Below are 17,783 nucleotides of genomic sequence, written 5' to 3'. Positions count from 1 at the left end.
GGACCGTGCGCGCTCAGCCCGCGAGGCCCACCACCAGCCAGATGAAGGCCACTCCCGCGACCGTGCACAGCAGGGTCGAGCGGGCGGGGTGCTCGTGGTGTGCCTCCGGGAGGATCTCCGCGGCGGCGAGGTAGAGCAGTACGCCGCCGAAGAGCCCGAGGTAGCCGCCGAGCAGCGGCTCGGGAAGGGTGAAGAAGAGCGTCGAGGCGGCGCCGACCATGGGGGCCGCCGCGTCCGCGTACAGCATGAGCAGGGCCTTGCGCCGGGCGTTCCCGTACAGGCTCGCGATCGTGTACGTGTTGAAGCCGTCCGCGAAGTCGTGCGCGATCACCGCGAGGGACACCGCGAGGCCCATGCCCCCGCCGACCTGGAAGGCGGCGCCGATCGCGACGCCGTCCATCGCGCTGTGGCCGACCATGGCACCGGCCGCCGTGAGGCCCACCTCGGGCGCCCGTCCGTCGTGCTCCTCCCCGCCGTGCGCGGCCTGGCGGTGGGCGAGGAGGCGTTCGACCAGATGGGCCAGCAGGAAGCCGGCCACGAACAGGAGCAGCGCCGCCGGTACGCCGAACACCTCGGTGCCCGCCGCGGCCAGCGCCTCCGGCAGCAGGTCGAGGCCGACCACCCCGAGCATCAGGCCCCCGGCCAGGCCGAGCACCAGATGGCGGCGGTCGGTCACCCGCTGCGCCGTCCAGCCGCCGACCAGCGTCATCAGGAACGCGCCGAGCGCGACGAGGACCGCCATAGGCCCTTGCTATCCGATGCACCCCCGTTCGCGCACCCGGGGCGACGGCCCCGTGCCCACCGAAGCTGACCGCAGCACCCCTGATTTTCCGTAGGAGAGGACCGATTCCCATGGCCGATGCCCCCACCGGCAAAGTGACCTTCGTCGGTGCCGGCCCCGGCGCCGCCGACCTGCTGACGTTCCGCGCCGCGCGCGCCATCGCCGAGGCCGATGTCGTGATCTGGGCGGCCAGCCTGGTGCAGGCCGAGGTCCTCGGCCACGCGCGCGAGGGCGCCGAGATCCTCGACTCGGCGACGATGTCGCTGGAGGACGTCGTCGCCGTCTACGAGCGGGCCCGTGCCGAGGGTCTGCGGGTGGCGCGGATCCACTCCGGCGACCCGGCCCTGTGGGGCGGTACCCAGGAGCAGGTCGACCGGTGCGCCGAGATCGGTATCGAGACCGAGATCGTGCCGGGTGTCTCGTCCTTCTCCGCGGTGGCCGCGCTCGCGCAGCGCGAGCTGACGATCCCCGAGGTCGCCCAGTCCGTGATCCTCACCCGGCTCGGCGGCGGCAAGACGCCGATGCCGCCCGGCGAGGACGTACGGGAGTTCGCGCGGCACGGCACGACGATGGCGCTGTTCCTGTCGGCGGCGCGCAGCGGGCAGCTCGTGCGCGAGCTGCTGGAGGGCGGCTATCCGACGACGACACCGGTCGTGGTCGCCTACCAGGCGACCTGGCCGGAGGAGCTGATCGTGAAGTGCACGATCGGCACGCTGGAGGAGACCGTCAAGGAGCACAAGCTCTGGAAGCACACCCTCTTCCTGGTCGGGCCGGCCCTCGACGCGAGCGGCACCCGCTCGCACCTCTACCACCCCGGTCACTTCCACGGCTTCCGCAAGGCCGACCCGCGGGCGCGGGCCGAGCTGCGCGCCGCGCGCCGGGGCGGTGCGGGCGGCGCGCAGGGCCCCGCGTCGTGAACGTGGACGTGGACTTCACGGGCGCGGGGCGGCCGGTCGGCGCGGCGGGAGAAGTCGCCGGTCCGGTGGACCGCTCCGGCGTGATCACCGTCGTCGGTACGGGCACGGGGGCGCCGCTGTCCCCGGACACCTGGGATGTGCTCGCCGGGGCCGGGCTGGTCGTGGGTGCCCGGCGGCATCTGGCGGCGGCCCGGCTGCCGGCACGGGCGGAGCAGGTGGTGCTCGGGCCGCTGGCACCGGCCCTGGACCGCGTCGAGCGGTACACGGACGACGGGGCGCGCGGGGGCCCGGTCGTGGTGCTCGCGTCGGGCGACCCCGGGTTCTTCGGGATCGTGCGGGCGCTCGCGGAGCGGTTCGGGGCCGGGCGTCTCGACGTCCGCCCCGGTGTCTCGTCGGTGGCGACCGCGTTCGCCCGGCTCGGGCTGCCCTGGGACGACGCGGTGGTGGTCAGCGCGCACGGGCGTGATCCGCGGACGGCCGTCCAGGTGTGCCGGTCGCGGCCCAAGGTGGCCGTGCTGACCGCTCCCGGGTCCGGGCCGGCCGAGCTGGGCGCCGCCCTCGCCGAGGCGGGCGCTGAGCGCGTCCTGGTGGTGGCGAGCGCCCTCGGCGACCCGGAGCACGAACGCGTCGAGCGGGTCACACCCGCCGAGGCCGCCGCCCGCGACTGGGGTCCGGCCGTCAGTGTCGTGCTGTGTCTGGACGCGTCGCGGTCCCTGGCTCCCGCGCGGACCGTCGCCGGTCCATCGGCCGGTCCCGGCGGATGGGCCCTGGACGAGAGCGAGTTCGCCCACCGCGACTCGATGATCAGCAAGTTCGAGGTACGGGCGCTGGTGCTGGCCCGGATCGGGCCGCGGCTCGGCGACCTGGTCTGGGACATCGGCGCGGGCTCGGGGTCCGTCGCCGTGGAGTGCGCGCGGTTCGGCGCCGCGGTGACCGCGGTCGAGAGGACCCCGGACGGCTGCGACCGGGTCCGCGCCAACGCGGCGGCGCACGGCGTGGACGTGCGGGTCGTGCGCGGGGCCGCGCCCGCCGTGCTGTCCGGCCTGGACGCCCCGCACGATCCGGACGCGGTCTTCATCGGCGGCGGCGGGCGTGAACTGCCCGGGATCGTCGCGGTGTGCGCGCGCCGGGCCCGGCGGGCCGTCGTGATCGCGATGGCCTCGCTCGACCGGGTGCCGGCCGCCCGGGACGCGCTCACCGCCGCCGGATTCACCTGCGACGGCGTGCTGTTGCAGTCCTCGCGGCTGGCCCCGCTGCCGGGCGGGGTCTCCCGGCTCGCGGCGGCCAATCCCGTCTTTGTGCTGTGGGGCGTCCGGCCTCCGGCCCGTACCGAAGGAGTCTCCCAGTGATCGGCCTGATTTCCGCCACGGCGGCGGGCGCGGCGGCCCGTGACCGGCTCGCCGCGGCCTGGTCCACGCGTACCCGGGTGTACGACGGGCCCGTGGCGGACGCCGTGCGGCGGGCCTTCGCGGAGTGCGACCAGGTGGTGTGTTTCCTCGCCACGGGCGCGGTCGTACGGCTCGTCGCGCCGCTGCTCTCGGACAAGGGGTCGGACCCCGGGGTGGTGTGCGTCGACGAGGCGGGACGGTTCGCCGTGTCGCTGGTCGGCGGCCACGCGGGCGGGGCGAACGAACTCGCCCGTGAGGTCGGTGGGTTGCTGGGCGCGGAGCCGGTGGTGACGACGGCGACCGACGCGGTGGGGGTGCCCGGTCTCGACACCCTCGGTCTCCCGGTGGAGGGGGATCTCGCCGGGGTCTCGCGGGCCATGCTGGACGGCGAACCGGTGGTGCTGGAGCGGGAGTCGCCCTGGCCGCTGCCCGCGCTGCCGCCGAACGTGGGCAGTCCGGCGGCGCCGGGAGCCGCGGTCGTCCGGGTGAGCGACCGGGTCCGGGAGACGACCGCGGGCGAGGTCGTGCTGCGTCCGCCGTCGCTCGTCGTCGGTGTCGGCGCCTCCCGGGGCGCGCCCGTGGAGGAGGTCCTCGCGCTCGTCGAGGACACGCTGCGCGAGGCCGGTCTCTCCGCGCGGTCGGTGGCCGGACTCGCCACCGTGGACGCCAAGTCCGAGGAGCCCGGCATCGTCGGGGCCGCGGCCCGGCTCGGGGTTCCGGTCGTCACGTACACCGCGGAGGAGCTGGCGGCGGTGGCGGTCCCGAACCCTTCCGACGCGCCCCTCGCCGCCGTGGGGACCCCGTCCGTGGCGGAGGCCGCCGCGCTGCTGGGCGGGGGTGAACTCCTCGTACCCAAGCGGAAGTCGGTACGGGCGGACGGGCAGCCGGCGATGGCGACCTGCGCGGTGGCGCGCCGCCCGGCGCGCGGGCGGCTCGCGGTCGTCGGCCTCGGCCCCGGGGCCCGCGACCTGCTCACCCCGCGGGCGACGGCGGAGCTGCGGCGGGCCGCGGTGCTCGTCGGTCTCGACCAGTACGTCGACCAGATCCGCGACCTGCTGCGGCCCGGCACCCTGGTCCTGGAGTCGGGTCTCGGCGCCGAGGAGGAGCGGGCCCGCACCGCGGTGGCCGAGGCGCGCCGCGGACAGGCCGTCGCGCTGATCGGTAGCGGCGACGCGGGGGTGTACGCGATGGCGTCGCCCGCGCTCGCCGAGGCGTCCGACGACATCGACGTCGTCGGGGTGCCGGGGGTGACGGCGGCGCTCGCGGCCGGGGCGATCCTCGGCGCGCCGCTCGGCCACGACCATGTGTCGATCAGCCTGTCCGACCTGCACACGCCGTGGGAGGTCATCGAGCGCCGGGTGCGCGCGGCGGCCGAGGCCGACATCGTCGTGACCTTCTACAACCCGCGCAGCCGGGGCCGGGACTGGCAGCTCCCCCAGGCGCTCGCGATCCTCGCGGAGCACCGGGCGGCGGCCACGCCGGTGGGTGTGGTGCGCAACGCCTCCCGCCCGGACGAGTCGAGCCGGGTCACGACGCTGGGGTCCCTGGATCCGGGAATCGTGGACATGATGACCGTGGTGACCGTCGGCAACACGGCGACCCGCGAGATCGCCGGGCGCATGGTGACACCGCGCGGCTACCGCTGGCAGAAGGAGGCCGATTGAGCCGACTGAGCGAGGTGTTCCCCGGGACCCGGGGCGTGCGCCTCGTCGAGCAGGAGTCCGTCCGACGGCCGCTCACCCGGCCGGACACCTCCCGGCGTCCGCCTTCGGCGCACGCCCTGCCCCACCCCTTTGTTCCGCGGGCCCACCAGGCCTCGAAGACCGCTCGGGCCGAACCGGCCCCGACGACCACCGCGGCCCTTCCGGCCGCCAAGGAGACATCGTGACCACCCCGCCCCCCGCGCTGCTCGTCGCCGGACACGGCACCCGCGACGAGGCCGGAGCCGAGGCCTTCCGTTCCTTCGTACGGGAACTGGGCCGCCGCCACCCCGAACTGCCCGTCGCCGGCGGGTTCATCGAGCTGTCGCCGCCGCCCCTCGGCGAGGCCGTCGGCGAACTCGTCGGACAGGGCGTACGGCGTTTCGCCGCCGTGCCGCTGATGCTGGTGTCGGCCGGGCACGCCAAGGGCGACATCCCGGCGGCGCTGGCCCGTGAGAAGGAGCGGCACCCCGGGATCTCGTACACGTACGGGCGTCCGCTGGGCCCGCATCCGTCGCTGCTCGCCGTACTGGAGCGACGGCTGGACGAGGCCCTCGGCGACACGGCGGCGACCCCCGGGGAGCGGGCCGAGGTGACCGTGCTGCTCGTGGGCCGCGGCTCCACCGACCCGGACGCCAACGCCGAGGTGCACAAGGCCGCGAGGCTGTTGTGGGAGGGCCGCGGGTACGCGGGGGTCGAGACGGCGTTCGTGTCCCTGGCGGCGCCGGACGTGCCCTCCGGCCTCGACCGCTGTGTGAAGCTGGGCGCCCGCAGGATCGTGGTCCTGCCCTACTTCCTGTTCACCGGCATCCTCCCGGACCGGGTACGGCGGCAGACGGAGGACTGGGCCGCCGCGCACCCGGGGGTCGCGGTGGGCTCCGCCGACGTCATCGGTCCCGAGCCCGAGCTCCTCGACCTGGTCATGGAGCGCTACCGGGAGGCCGTCGCGGGCGATCTGCGGATGAACTGCGACTCGTGCGTGTACCGGATCGCGATGCCCGGCTTCGAGGACAAGGTGGGGCTCCCCCAGCAGCCGCACTTCCACCCGGACGACGACGGGCACCAGGACGGACACGGGCACCACCATCACGGGGGACACACGCATTCCCATGCCCACTGAAGAGGCCGCCGAGGGCGGGCACGATCTGCGGCACCACGGGGACGCCGAGGTGCGCGACGACGGTTCCAAGCTGACCGATCTGGCCGTGAACGTCCGGGCCGACACCCCTCCCGCGTGGCTGCTGGACCGGATCGCCGCGTCGCTGCCGTCGCTGGCGGCCTACCCGGACGGGCGGGCCGCGCGGGCGGCGGTGGCGGCGCGGCACGGGCTGCCGGTGGAGCGGGTGCTGCTCACGGCGGGCGCGGCCGAGGCCTTCGTGCTGATCGCGCGCGCCCTGGGGGTGCGCCGGCCGGTCGTGGTGCATCCGCAGTTCACGGAGCCCGAGGCCGCGCTGCGGGACGCCGGCCACACGGTGGGCCGGGTCCTGCTGCGTGAGGAGGACGGCTTCCGGCTCGATACGGCCGCCGTCCCCGAGGACGCCGACCTCGTCGTGATCGGCAATCCGACCAATCCGACCTCGGTGCTGCACCCGGCCGGGACCCTCGCCGAACTGGCCCGTCCCGGGCGGGTGCTGGTGGTCGACGAGGCGTTCATGGACGCGGTGCCGGGCGAACGCGAGACCCTGGCCGGGCGGACCGATGTCCCCGGTCTCGTCGTGCTGCGCAGTCTCACGAAGACGTGGGGGCTGGCCGGGCTGCGGATCGGCTACGTACTCGCCGGTCCCGAGACGATCGCCCGGCTGGAGCGCGCCCAGCCGCTGTGGCCGGTCTCCACGCCCGCGCTCGCGGCGGCGGAGGCGTGCGTGTCCTCGCAGGCGCTCGCGGAGGCGGCCCACGCGGCACGGCGGATCGCCAAGGACCGGGAGCATCTGGTCGCGGGGCTACGGGAGTTCGCCTGTACCGACGGGCTGCGGGTGGTGGAGCCGGCGGAGGGCTCCTTCGTCCTGGTCCGGCTGCCGCGGGCCGCCGGGGTGCGCCGCGTCCTGCGCGATCTCGGGTTCGCGGTACGGCGCGGGGACACGTTCCCCGGACTCGGGGACGAGTGGCTGCGCATCGCGGTGCGGGACCGGACGACGGTCAACCGGTTCCTTCAGGCCCTGGACCGGGCGATGACCGTGAGCGGGGACGGCGGCAAAGGCGGAGCGGGGATCGTTCCGCCCCGGCAGCCCCCGCCGCACGGGCCGCCCCCGCCCGGCCCCCGTCCGGAGCCGCCGCGGGCCTCCTCCCCGGCCTGACCGGCCCGTTCCCCGGGCCCCGGACGGGGTGCGGCCGTCGGCCTCTCCGGCGTCCGGGGAGCAAGGGGCCGGGGGCACCGGGGCGAGGCGCCGTCAGTCCCGCCGGTGCCAGGGCAGGGCGGCTCTCACCCCCGGCCGCGCCCGGCCGGGCGCCGCCGACCGCGGTGCAATCGGCGGGTCTTGACTCCTGCGAGCCGCACCTGGGGCGAGCGGTCCGGGGGGCGTCGGGCACGCCGACCGCAGCACAGTCGGCGGGCCTTCGCTCACCCGAGCCGCACCAGGGGCGAGGCGACGCTCAACCCCGGCGGCGTCGGGCACGGCGCCGTCAGCTACGGCGGCGACGGGAGAGGGCGACCGCTCCGCCGCCCGCGGCGAGCAGGGCCACCGCGCCGCCGGCCAGGTACGGCGTCATCGAGCTGCCCCCGGTCTCGGCGAGTCCGCCCTCCTCGCGAGCGCCCTGCGCGCTCGGTTCGGCCGACGGCTCGGCCGACGGCTCGTCGGACGCCGAGGGACTGGCCGCCGGCGCTGCCTCCCGGGCGGGCGCGGCCGGTGCCTCGCAGGTGGCCTTCGCCAGGGTCACCGTGCCCTCGACCTCGGCCACGTTCAGCTTCAACGGGTTGACGGAGACGTTCAGTTCGAGCGCCGACGCGGCGGCCGTCCGGGACGTCGTCTCGGTCCTGGAGAGATCGAGGCGCACCTCTCCGACCCCGGGGACCTTCACGTGTGTCGGGCCGCCTGTCGTCAGCGTGACCTTCTTGCCGAGCACGGTGACGGATCCCAGCAGATTCGCGGTGGCGACGGGCTTCTTGCCCGCCTCGCAGGTCGCCTTCGAGGTCACCTCCTCGACCTCGATGAGCGACAGCAGCCGCAGCCCGGGGACGTGGACGGCGGCGTGGGCGAGACGGGTCGAGCCCTCGGCCTTCTCCGCGGAGACGGTGGCCTCGGCGGTGGCGGCCTCGGCGCGCAGCACGCTGAACGGCCGTCCGTGGTCGACGCCGTCCAGCCGGGCGGTGAGCGCGGTCTTCTCGGCACTTCGGGGTGCCTGCACCTCGTTCAGGGAGACGTCGAGCGGGACGTTCACGGTCTTCCTGAGGAGGGACACGTCGAGTCCGGTACGGAGCACGACGGCGCTCGCGCGGCCGTGGTCGTCGCTCGCGTGCGCGGAGCCGGCACCGGCCAGCGCGGCGGGACCCGCGGCGAGGACGGTGGCGGCCGCGGTGACCGCGAAACGGCGCGCGGGCATGCGGTGGTTGGTGCTGTTCAAGGGTGGGACCCCCCTAGGAGAAAGCCTGGGACCCGGAAAGAATTACGCACTGAGAGTGAACAGTCAGACACCTGACGTGAGTTCACTCCATCGTGGGTTATCCGTACACGTCTTCGAATCCCGGGGCACGGTTGTTCTCCCCTGTCACTCGATCAACGCGTGAGGGCGAACGCGCTGGTTGACGCTCCGGCCGGTGCGCCGCCGGCATGCCGGAGCGCCCGACAGTGCCTAACGAGCGCGCCACCCCGGCCGTCACGCTCCGTCAACCGCTGCCGCCTCAGCCGACGATCCGCCCGTTCAGGACCACCCGTCGTGGATCCGCCAGGACCCGTACGTCGTCGCGTGGGTCACCTTCGTAGACCACGAGGTCCGCCGGCGCCCCCTCGTCGAGACCGGGCCGCCCGAGCCAGCGCCGGGCGCCCCAGGCGGTCGCCGAGAGCGCCTCGACGGGCGGGATGCCGGCGGTGACGAGCTCGGCGACCTCCGCGGCGACGAGGCCGTGCGCGAGGGAGCCCCCCGCGTCGGTGCCCACGTAGACGGGGATTCCGGCGTCGTACGCGGCCCGCACCGTGTCGTAGCGGCGCTCGTGGAGGCGTCGCATGTGCGCGGACCACTCGGGGAACCTGGCCTCGCCGCCGTCCGCGAGCCGCGGGAAGGTGGCGATGTTCACGAGCGTCGGGACGATGGCGACACCACGCTCGGCGAAGAGCGGAACGGTGTCCTCGGTGAGGCCGGTGGCGTGCTCGATGCAGTCGATGCCCGCCTCGACCAGGTCGCGGAGCGAGTCCTCGGCGAAGCAGTGCGCGGTGACCCGGGCGCCGAGCCGGTGCGCCTCGGCGATCGCCGCCTCCACGGCCTCGCGCGGCCAGCAGGCGCTCAGGTCGCCGGTGCCGCGGTCGATCCAGTCCCCGACGAGCTTGACCCAGCCGTCACCGCGCCGGGCCTCCCGGGCGACGTATGCGACCAGGTCCTCGGGCTCGATCTCGTGGGCGTAGTTGCGGATGTAGCGGCGGGTGCGGGCGATGTGCCGTCCCGCGCGGATGATCTTCGGGAGATCGTCGCGGTCGTCGGTCCAGCGGGTGTCGGAGGGCGATCCCGCGTCCCGGATCAGGAGGGTGCCGGCGTCGCGGTCGGTCAGCGCCTGCTTCTCGGAGACGTCCGCGGGGACCGGGCCGTGGGCGTCGAGCCCGACGTGGCAGTGCGCGTCGACCAGGCCGGGCAGCGCCCAGCCCTCGACGGTGCGGACGTCACGGGCGCCGCCGGGGCGCTCGTACGAGATCCGGCCGCCGACGACCCACAGCTCGTCGCGGACGTCGTCGGGTCCGACCAGGACCCGCCCCTTCACGTGCAGTACCGGGTGATCGCTCATGTCACGCACCTTATTGAATCCTCCCCTCTCCTGAACGGGAGGGGATTCCTGGCTCAGGCTGCCTCCGGGAGCGGCGCTCCCGGAGGTCTTACGCCCTCGGCACCAGCCGGGTTGAGACCAGCCCGGACCAGCATCACGCGGGCGGAGTTCTTGTTTCCCGCCCCGCTGCCGGACAAAGACGCACCGCATCCGGACCGCATGCGGCGACGCTCCGCGTCACTCATACGGAATGCGATTCCTCCTCGGCGTGAACGCCTGGGCATCCTCGCAAGAATGCAGGTGAGGCGGCCCGCTCTCCCCGCTCCCCCGGTCCGCTCCCGGCGGGCCTCACCCGGTCGGCACCCGCCAAGTCCCGCCGGGTCCCGCCCGGCCGGTCCTACGCCGGGTCCGCCGTGTCCGGTGCCTCCTCCTCGACGTCCGCCATCGCGGGGTCGAGCAGCCGGGACAGGAAGTGCCGTGTCCGTTCGTGGGCCGGAGCGCCGATGACCTGCGCCGGGACACCTTCCTCGACGATCACACCGCCGTCCATGAAGACGACCCGGTCGGCGACCTCGCGCGCGAAGGTCATCTCGTGGGTGACGACCATCATCGTCATGCCCTCGTCGGCGAGCATCCGCATGACGGCGAGGACGTCGCCGACGAGTTCGGGGTCGAGCGCCGAGGTCGGCTCGTCGAACAGCATCACGTCGGGTCCCATGGCGAGCGCGCGGGCGATCGCGACGCGCTGCTGCTGACCGCCGGAGAGCGAGGCCGGATAGGCGTCCGCCTTCTCCGCGAGGCCCACCCGGGCGAGGTTCCCGGCGGCGGTCCGGGCCGCCTCCGCCTTGTCCCGGCCGAGCACCCGGCGCTGCGGCAGCGTGAGGTTCCCGGTCACCGACAGATGGGGGAAGAGGTTGAACTGCTGGAAGACCATGCCGATACGGCGGCGTACGGCGTCGATGTCGACATCGGGGTCCGTGACCTCCGTGCCGCCCACGAACACCTGCCCCTTGGTGGGTTCCTCCAGGAGGTTCACACAGCGCAGCAGGGTCGACTTGCCGGAGCCGGACGGGCCGATGACACAGACGACCTCGCCCCGGGCGACCTCCAGATCGATGCCGCGCAGGACCTCGTTGTCGCCGAAGGACTTGTGCAGGTCCTTCACCTGGATCTCGGGTGTGCTCACTTCGAGACCTCCCCCGACTTCGCTTCGAGACGCCGTACGACGAAGCCGAGCGGAATCGTGACGAGCAGGTAGCACAGGCCCGCGACCAGGATCGGCGTGGAGTTGGCGGTCGTGCTGGCCAGGTCGCGGCCGTACTTGGACAGTTCCCGCTCCTCCAGGGTGACACCGAGGAACAGCACCAGCGAGGAGTCCTTGAACAGGGTCACGAGTTCGTTGGTGAGCGGCGGGAGAATGATCCGGAACGCCTGCGGGACGATGATCGAGACCATGGCCCGCGCGTGCGAGAAGCCCAGCGAACGGGCCGCCTCCATCTGTCCCTTGGGCACGGCCTGGATGCCCGCGCGGAAGGTCTCGGCCATGTACGCGGCCCCCACCAGACCGAGCGCGATGGCGACCTTTCCGTACGTTCCGCCCGGGATCTCCGTACCGGGGAACGCGAGCGGTACCGCGACGCCCACGAAGATGAAGATCACCAGGGCGGGCAGACCGCGGAAGACCTCGATGTAGATTCCGGCGAACCAGCGGTAGGGGCCCACCGACGACAGACGCATCAGGGCGACGACGATGCCCAGCACGAGCCCGACGACGAAGCCGAACGTCGTGTAGAGGACGGTGTTCTTCAGCGCCAGCGTGATGACTTCCGGGAACATCTGCTTGACCAGGTCCCACTGGAAGAACTGGTTCTGCAGACGGCCCCAGTCCGCCGTGACCGCGAAGGCGATCACGACGGCCGCGAAGACGACGTACTGCGCACCGCGCGAGACGGAGCGCTTCCGGCGCCGGCTCAGGCCGGACCTGCGGGGCTGGACGGGTGCACCGGCATCACTCATGAGGCGGACGGGGAGGCGGAGGCCGCGGCCGCGTCGTACGGGCCGATCCACTTCTCGTAGAGCTTCTTGTACGTGCCGTCGGCCTTGGCCTCCGCGATGGCCTTGTTGATGGCGGCGACGAGCTTGGTGTTGCCCTTCTTCACCGTGAAGCCGTACTGCTCACCGGTGTTGATGTTGTCGGCCACCTTGAAGGCGTCGGCGTTGGCCTTGTCCTTGAGCCAGCCCTGGACGACCGGGTAGTCGATGATCACGGCCTGCACCTGACCGCTGCGCAGCCCGCTGAGGACCGCGTCGGAGGACTCGAAGGAGACCGGGTCGAAGCCCTGCTGCTTCGCGTAGTCCTCGCCGGTGGTCTGCGCCTGGGCGCCGAGCTTCTTGCCCTTGGCCTTGACGTCGGCGAGGGAGGTGATGCCGCTGTTCTTGTCGACCAGGACGGCCTGGGTGGCGTCGAAGTACGGGTCGGAGAAGTCGACGTTCTTCTTGCGCTCTTCGGTGATCGTCATACCGGCGGCGGCGAGGTCGCACTGCTCGGAGTTGAGGAACGCGCCCGTCTTGAAGTTCTCGAAGGGCGTGTCGACGATGGACTGCTTCACTCCCAGGTCGTCGGCGACGAGGTCGATCAGCGACACGTCGAAGCCCTGCACCTTGCCGTCGATCTCCGACTGGAAGGGCGGGTACGGCAGGTGGGTGCAGGTGGTGAGCTGACCGCTCTTGACCAGCGGGACCCCGCTCGCGGTGGTGGTCTTGCCGCCTCCGCTGTCCGAGGAGCAGGCGGCCACGAGCAGCAGCCCGGCCGTGGCGGTGGTGGCGGCCAGAATACGGGTCCGGCGTCCGGGGACCGAGTACACGGGGACCTCCAGTGGGGGGAACAGAGGGTTCCGATTATAAGGAAAGGTTTGGGTCACTCAAATCAATCCGATGGCCGCTGGGCCGTCTGGCCTCAGAATTCGCCGGTCCGGGTGCGCCGTGGGCCGCCGGTTACGCTCTGATCGTCGATCCCACCCGTGAGCGAGGAGAGCACCGCCGTGACCCACCCCTTCCTTGACCTGGCGCCGCTGAGCGCTGCCCGCTTCGCGTCGATCGAGGACCGTGTGGCCCGGCTGCTCGGCACCCGGCAGGACGTCGTGATCATGCAGGGCGAGGCGCTGCTCCCCCTGGAAGGGGCCATCCGGGGCACGGCCGGCCCGGGCACCACCGCGCTGAACGTCGTCACCGGCCCCTACGGCCAGACGTTCGGGAACTGGCTGCGGGACTGCGGGGCCACCGTGATCGATCTGGCCGTGCCGTTCCACACCGCGGTCACCGCCGGACAGATCCGCGAGGCCTTCGCCGAGCACCCGTCGATCGACTTCGTGTCGCTCGTGCACGCCGAGGCCGCCACCGGGAACACCAACCCGGTGGCGGATATCGGCGAGGTCGTACGCGAGCACGGCGCCCTCTTCTACCTGGACGCCGTGGCGTCGATCGGCGCGGAGCCGGTGCTGCCGGACGCCTGGGGCGTGGACCTGTGCGTGATCGGGGCGCAGAAGGCGATGGGCGGTCCCGCCGGTGTGTCGGCGGTGTCGGTGAGCGAGCGGGCGTGGGCGCGGATGGCCGCGAACCCCGCCGCGCCGCGCCGTTCCTACCTCTCCCTGCTGGACTGGAAGGAGCGGTGGGTCGACGGCGGCCGCACGGCGCTGCTGCACGCGCCGGCGCAGCTGGAGATGCTGGCGCTGGAGGCGTGTGTCGAGCGGATCGAGGGCGAGGGCCTCGACGCGGTCATGGCCCGTCACGCCTCGGCCGCCGCGGCCACCCGGGCGGGAGCGGTGGCCCTCGGCGGCGGCCTGGCTCCGTACGTGGACGCCGCCGGTGACGCGGCGCCCGTCGCCACCACTCTGCGGGTGCCCGAGGACGTGGACGCGTCCGCGGTGGTCGCGAAGGCGCTGGCCGCGGATCCCGCGCTGCCGCTCGCCGCGGGCGGCGGCGCTCTCGCGCAGTCGATGATCCGCGTGAACCACTACGGCCCGGACGCCACCCTGGGTGCCGTCCAGTCCAGCCTCGCGGGGCTCGGCGCGGTGCTGGCCGAGTCCGGCCTCCCGGTGGACCCGGAGGGGGCGCGCCGGGCCGCGGCACTGGCCTGGGGCTGATCCGGAGCGGGCCGGCGGGGGCGTCCGCGCCTCCGCCGGGACACCGGGAGGGAACGCGCGGGCGTCAGGCGGGCCGGTGGACGGAAGCCCTTGGGCGTCAGGGGGCCCGGTGCGCGGAAGCGCGTGGGCGTCAGGGGGGCCGGTGGACGGAAGCGCGTGCGAGCGGGGCAGGTCCCTGGGCGGAGGCTCCCGCGCGTCGCGTCCGCGATGACGGGGGAATTCCATATCCACTCCCCCCGCCTATCCTGCCGTCAATTCCGAACCTGATATCCCGGGAATTCTTCCGGTGTAGCTTCCCGCATTCTTCTGCCCGCTTTCCTGGTGGCTAAACGCAAAGATTTCGCGAACACCGAATGGCGCGATCCGGCGGATCTCCCGCACATTTCGCCGCTGTGACACACTCCACAGCGCGCCCTTTTTCTGCGGTATTTTCCGGGCAAAAGCGTTCATACATCAGTGGCAGTCGCCGTCCCTTCACGGGCGCCTGATAACACACCGACCGTCCATTCGTAACCCCGTCCGACGATGCAATCTGAACTTTCCGTCGGTAAATTCAACCCGCATGACCGTCTCCCAAGCAGACCTGTCAGCGGAATTCCTGGAAATGCCGGAGGGCCTTCGGATCGACCGTCCGGAGGTGGCCGACGGGGCCGCCCTCTGGCGTATCGCCAAGGACTCCCGGACCCTCGACCTGAACTCCTCCTACAGCTACCTGCTGTGGTGCCGTGACTTCGCCGGTACCTCGGCGGTGGCGCGCGACGCCGACGGGCGGCCCGTCGGCTTCGTCACCGCGTACATCCGCCCCGAGCGCCCGGGGACCCTCCTCGTGTGGCAGGTGGCCGTCGACGCGGCGCACCGCGGCCGCGGACTGGCCGCGCGCCTGCTCGACGGGCTGACCGCGCGGGTGGCCGCCGAACGCGGGCTGTCCGTCCTGGAGACCACCATCACTCCGGGCAACACCGCCTCCGAGCGTCTGTTCACGTCGTACGCGAGGCGTCGTGGCGCGGCCGTCGAGCGCGAGGTGCTGTTCGAGACGGGTCAGTTCCCCGACGGGCCGCACGACCCCGAAGTGCTCTACCGCATCGGGCCGTTCTCCGTCTGAACCCCCTCCTTCCTCCCCTCCCCCCTGCATCGAGGAGCGAATCGCCTTGACCATCACCCAGCCGGACCTGAGTGTTTTCGAGACCCTGGAGTCGGAGGTGCGCAGCTACTGCCGCAACTGGCCCACCGTCTTCGACCGGGCCCGGGGCAGCCGGATGTACGACGAGGACGGCCACGAGTACCTCGACTTCTTCGCCGGCGCCGGGTCGCTGAACTACGGGCACAACAACCCCGTGCTCAAACGGGCCCTGCTCGACTACCTGGAACGCGACGGCGTCACCCACGGACTCGACATGTCGACCACCGCCAAGCGCGGCTTCCTGGAGACCTTCCAGAGCCTGGTGCTGCGGCCGCGCGACCTGCCGTACAAGGTGATGTTCCCCGGTCCGACCGGCACCAACGCGGTCGAGTCGGCGCTGAAGCTCGCGCGGAAGGTGAAGGGGCGCGAGGCGATCGTGTCGTTCACCAACGCCTTCCACGGGATGTCGCTCGGCTCACTCGCCGTGACCGGCAACGCCTTCAAGCGGGCGGGCGCCGGCGTCCCGCTGGTGCACGGCACCCCGATGCCGTTCGACAACTACTTCGACGGGCAGGTCCCGGACTTCCTGTGGTTCGAACGGCTCCTGGAGGACCAGGGATCGGGGCTCAACCAGCCCGCCGCGGTGATCGTCGAGACCGTGCAGGGCGAGGGCGGCATCAACGTCGCGCGGCCCGAATGGCTGCGCGCCCTCGCCGACCTGTGCAAGCGCCGCGACATGCTGCTGATCGTCGACGACATCCAGATGGGCTGCGGACGGACCGGCGCGTTCTTCTCCTTCGAGGAGGCGGGGATCGTGCCCGACATCGTGACCGTGTCCAAGTCCATCAGCGGCTACGGGCTGCCGATGTCGCTGTGCCTGTTCAAGCCCGAGCTGGACATCTGGGAGCCCGGCGAGCACAACGGCACCTTCCGCGGCAACAACCCGGCGTTCGTCACGGCCGCCGCCGCCCTGGAGGCCTACTGGGCCGACGGGTCCGCCATGGAGAAGCAGACCCGTGCCCGCGGCGAGCAGATCGAGCAGGCGCTGATCTCCATCACCGAGGAGAACCTCGCCGACATCAAGGAGTACCGGGGCCGCGGGCTCGTCTGGGGCCTCGAGTTCAAGGACAAGGCCCGCGCCGGACGGGTCGCCCAGCGCGCCTTCGAACTCGGGCTGCTCATCGAGACGTCCGGCCCGGAGAGCGAGGTCGTGAAACTGCTGCCCGCCCTGACCATCACCCCCGACGAACTCGACGAGGGCCTGCGCACCCTCGCCCGCGCCGTCAGCGAGACCGTCTGACAGGCCGCCAGGGCAACCCGGGCAGCGCGACAGCCCCGGACAGCCCGAGAAACACGAGGCACACGAGAGAGAGGCATCGCACCACCGTGATAGTCCGTTCGTTCAAGGATGTCGAAGGCACCGACCGGCACGTGAAAGCGGCGACCGGCACGTGGGAGAGCAAGCGCATCGTCCTCGCCAAGGAGAAGGTCGGCTTCTCCCTGCACGAGACGATCCTGTACGCGGGCACAGAGACGTCGATGTGGTACGCGAACCACATCGAGGCCGTGCTCTGCGTGGAGGGCGAGGCCGAACTCACCGACGAGGAGACCGGCGAGAAGCACTGGATCGCCCCCGGGACGATGTACCTGCTGAACGGCCACGAGCGCCACACCCTGCGTCCCCGGACCGACTTCCGGTGCGTCTGCGTCTTCAACCCGCCCGTCACCGGACGGGAGGACCACGACGAGAACGGCGTCTACCCGCTGCTCACCGAACCCGAGGAGGTGTGACACACCGATGACCACACTCACCGATGCGTACCCCAGCCGCGCCGCCACCGAAGTAGCCGTGCCCCGCCAGGACCCGGTCGTCTGGGGCGCGCCGGACGCGCCCGGCCCGATCTCGGTCCCCGAGCTCCACTCCTACGAGCGCGACGGCTTCCTCTCCGTCGAGCAGCTCATCGGCGAGGACGAGGCCGCCGTCTGCCGGCAGGAGCTGGAACGGCTCGTCACCGATCCGGCGGTCCGCGCCGACGAGCGCTCGATCGTCGAGCCGAGCACCCAGGAGATCCGGTCCGTCTTCGAGGTGCACCGGATCAGCGAGGTGTTCGCCCGTCTCGTGCGCGACGAGCGCGTCGTCGGCCGGGCGCGGCAGATCCTCGGTTCGGACGTGTACGTCCACCAGTCACGGATCAACGTCAAGCCGGGCTTCGGGGCCAGTGGCTTCTACTGGCACTCGGACTTCGAGACCTGGCACGCCGAGGACGGTCTGCCCCACATGCGGACGGTGTCCGTCTCGATCGCGCTGACCGAGAACCACGACACCAACGGCGGCCTCATGATCATGCCGGGGTCGCACAAGACGTTCCTCGGGTGCGCGGGGGCCACACCGAAGGACAACTACAAGAAGTCGCTCCAGATGCAGGACGCCGGTACTCCCTCGGACGAGGCGCTCACCGGCCTCGCGAGCCGGCACGGCATCAAGCTCTTCACGGGCAGGGCCGGTTCGGCGACCTGGTTCGACTGCAACTGCATGCACGGCTCGGGGGACAACATCACCCCGTTCCCGCGCAGCAACGTCTTCATCGTGTTCAACAGCGTGGACAACGCGGCGGTGGAGCCGTTCGCGGCACCCGTGCGCAGGCCGGAGTTCATCGGGGCGCGGGACTTCACGCCGGTACGGTGACGCCTCCGGCGGGATGAGCGGGATCCGGGCGGGCCCCGGGGGGGGGGGGGCCCCCCGGGGGGCCGGCCGGGGGGGCGGGCCCCCCCGCCCCGCCACCGGGGGCGGGGGGGGGGGGGGGGTTGTGGGGTGTACAACCCCCCCCG

The 17,783-nt window shown here is 72.7% G+C and carries 16 protein-coding genes; 10 read left to right on the top strand and 6 right to left on the bottom strand.

The window, feature by feature from the left end:
• Window positions 1-13: 13 nt before the first annotated feature.
• Complete coding sequence (locus ACF07B_RS06175; protein ID WP_369484002.1) at window positions 14-742, bottom strand: ZIP family metal transporter; 729 nt, start codon at window positions 740-742, stop codon at window positions 14-16.
• A gap of 110 nt (window positions 743-852) precedes the next feature.
• Here ACF07B_RS06175 and cobM point away from each other — a divergent pair, with 110 nt between their 5' ends.
• The 5 genes from cobM to cobC all read left to right on the top strand — a co-directional run bounded on the left by cobM (window position 853) and on the right by cobC (window position 7,080).
• On the top strand, window positions 853-1,698 hold the full coding sequence (gene cobM / locus ACF07B_RS06170; protein ID WP_362405381.1) for a precorrin-4 C(11)-methyltransferase: 846 nt from the start codon (window positions 853-855) through the stop codon (window positions 1,696-1,698).
• Window positions 1,699-1,778: 80 nt separating this feature from the next.
• Window positions 1,779-3,047: a precorrin-6y C5,15-methyltransferase (decarboxylating) subunit CbiE gene (gene cbiE, locus ACF07B_RS06165; RefSeq protein ID WP_392177978.1), complete on the top strand. Its 1,269-nt coding sequence runs from the start codon at window positions 1,779-1,781 to the stop codon at window positions 3,045-3,047.
• Window positions 3,044-4,750 (top strand): precorrin-3B C(17)-methyltransferase, encoded by a 1,707-nt coding sequence (cobJ, locus tag ACF07B_RS06160; RefSeq protein WP_392177889.1) that lies wholly within the window; start codon window positions 3,044-3,046, stop codon window positions 4,748-4,750. Before cbiE ends, cobJ begins: the two co-directional genes overlap by 4 nt.
• Window positions 4,751-4,970: 220 nt before the next feature.
• Window positions 4,971-5,906 (top strand): sirohydrochlorin chelatase, encoded by a 936-nt coding sequence (locus ACF07B_RS06155; protein ID WP_392177888.1) that lies wholly within the window; start codon window positions 4,971-4,973, stop codon window positions 5,904-5,906.
• The gene (gene cobC, locus ACF07B_RS06150; protein ID WP_392177887.1) at window positions 5,896-7,080 is read left to right on the top strand and encodes an Rv2231c family pyridoxal phosphate-dependent protein CobC; all 1,185 of its coding nucleotides are present in this window, start codon (window positions 5,896-5,898) and stop codon (window positions 7,078-7,080) included. Before ACF07B_RS06155 ends, cobC begins: the two co-directional genes overlap by 11 nt.
• 325 nt (window positions 7,081-7,405) lie before the next feature.
• On the opposite strand, the gene ACF07B_RS06145 is transcribed toward cobC, so the two are convergent.
• The 5 genes from ACF07B_RS06145 to ACF07B_RS06125 all read right to left on the bottom strand — a co-directional run bounded on the left by ACF07B_RS06145 (window position 7,406) and on the right by ACF07B_RS06125 (window position 12,556).
• Window positions 7,406-8,344, bottom strand: a complete 939-nt coding sequence (locus tag ACF07B_RS06145; protein WP_392177886.1) for an SCO1860 family LAETG-anchored protein — start codon at window positions 8,342-8,344, stop codon at window positions 7,406-7,408.
• A 277-nt stretch (window positions 8,345-8,621) separates the two neighbouring features.
• Entirely contained in the window at window positions 8,622-9,713 is a 1,092-nt protein-coding gene (locus ACF07B_RS06140) for an amidohydrolase family protein (protein ID WP_392177885.1), read from the bottom strand.
• A 376-nt stretch (window positions 9,714-10,089) separates the two neighbouring features.
• The gene (locus ACF07B_RS06135; protein ID WP_392177884.1) at window positions 10,090-10,878 is read right to left on the bottom strand and encodes an amino acid ABC transporter ATP-binding protein; all 789 of its coding nucleotides are present in this window, start codon (window positions 10,876-10,878) and stop codon (window positions 10,090-10,092) included.
• Window positions 10,875-11,708 carry an amino acid ABC transporter permease gene (locus tag ACF07B_RS06130; protein WP_392177883.1) on the bottom strand — a complete coding sequence of 278 codons (834 nt, stop codon included), beginning with the start codon at window positions 11,706-11,708 and terminating at the stop codon, window positions 10,875-10,877. The genes ACF07B_RS06135 and ACF07B_RS06130 overlap by 4 nt, the downstream gene beginning before the upstream one ends.
• The gene (locus tag ACF07B_RS06125; protein ID WP_392177882.1) at window positions 11,705-12,556 is read right to left on the bottom strand and encodes a transporter substrate-binding domain-containing protein; all 852 of its coding nucleotides are present in this window, start codon (window positions 12,554-12,556) and stop codon (window positions 11,705-11,707) included. The genes ACF07B_RS06130 and ACF07B_RS06125 overlap by 4 nt, the downstream gene beginning before the upstream one ends.
• 177 nt (window positions 12,557-12,733) lie before the next feature.
• On the opposite strand from ACF07B_RS06125, the gene ACF07B_RS06120 reads away from it, so the two are divergent.
• The 5 genes from ACF07B_RS06120 to thpD all read left to right on the top strand — a co-directional run bounded on the left by ACF07B_RS06120 (window position 12,734) and on the right by thpD (window position 17,640).
• On the top strand, window positions 12,734-13,834 hold the full coding sequence (locus ACF07B_RS06120; protein WP_392177977.1) for a pyridoxal-phosphate-dependent aminotransferase family protein: 1,101 nt from the start codon (window positions 12,734-12,736) through the stop codon (window positions 13,832-13,834).
• Window positions 13,835-14,396: 562 nt separating this feature from the next.
• A complete protein-coding gene (gene ectA, locus ACF07B_RS06115; protein ID WP_362405409.1) occupies window positions 14,397-14,936 on the top strand; it encodes a diaminobutyrate acetyltransferase in 540 nt (179 codons plus the stop codon).
• Between the two features lie 46 nt (window positions 14,937-14,982).
• Window positions 14,983-16,254 (top strand): diaminobutyrate--2-oxoglutarate transaminase, encoded by a 1,272-nt coding sequence (gene ectB, locus ACF07B_RS06110; protein WP_369484012.1) that lies wholly within the window; start codon window positions 14,983-14,985, stop codon window positions 16,252-16,254.
• Between the two features lie 86 nt (window positions 16,255-16,340).
• Complete coding sequence (locus tag ACF07B_RS06105; RefSeq protein ID WP_362405415.1) at window positions 16,341-16,745, top strand: ectoine synthase; 405 nt, start codon at window positions 16,341-16,343, stop codon at window positions 16,743-16,745.
• A 7-nt stretch (window positions 16,746-16,752) separates the two neighbouring features.
• Window positions 16,753-17,640, top strand: coding sequence for an ectoine hydroxylase (thpD, locus tag ACF07B_RS06100; RefSeq protein ID WP_369484013.1), 888 nt, complete (start codon window positions 16,753-16,755; stop codon window positions 17,638-17,640).
• Window positions 17,641-17,783 lie beyond the last annotated feature (143 nt).

The organism is Streptomyces sp. NPDC015532, from assembly GCF_043078065.1.
Lineage (GTDB): Bacteria > Actinomycetota > Actinomycetes > Streptomycetales > Streptomycetaceae > Streptomyces.
Note: the sequence above shows the minus strand (reverse complement) of the source record. Positions and strands in the feature narration are given on the sequence as shown.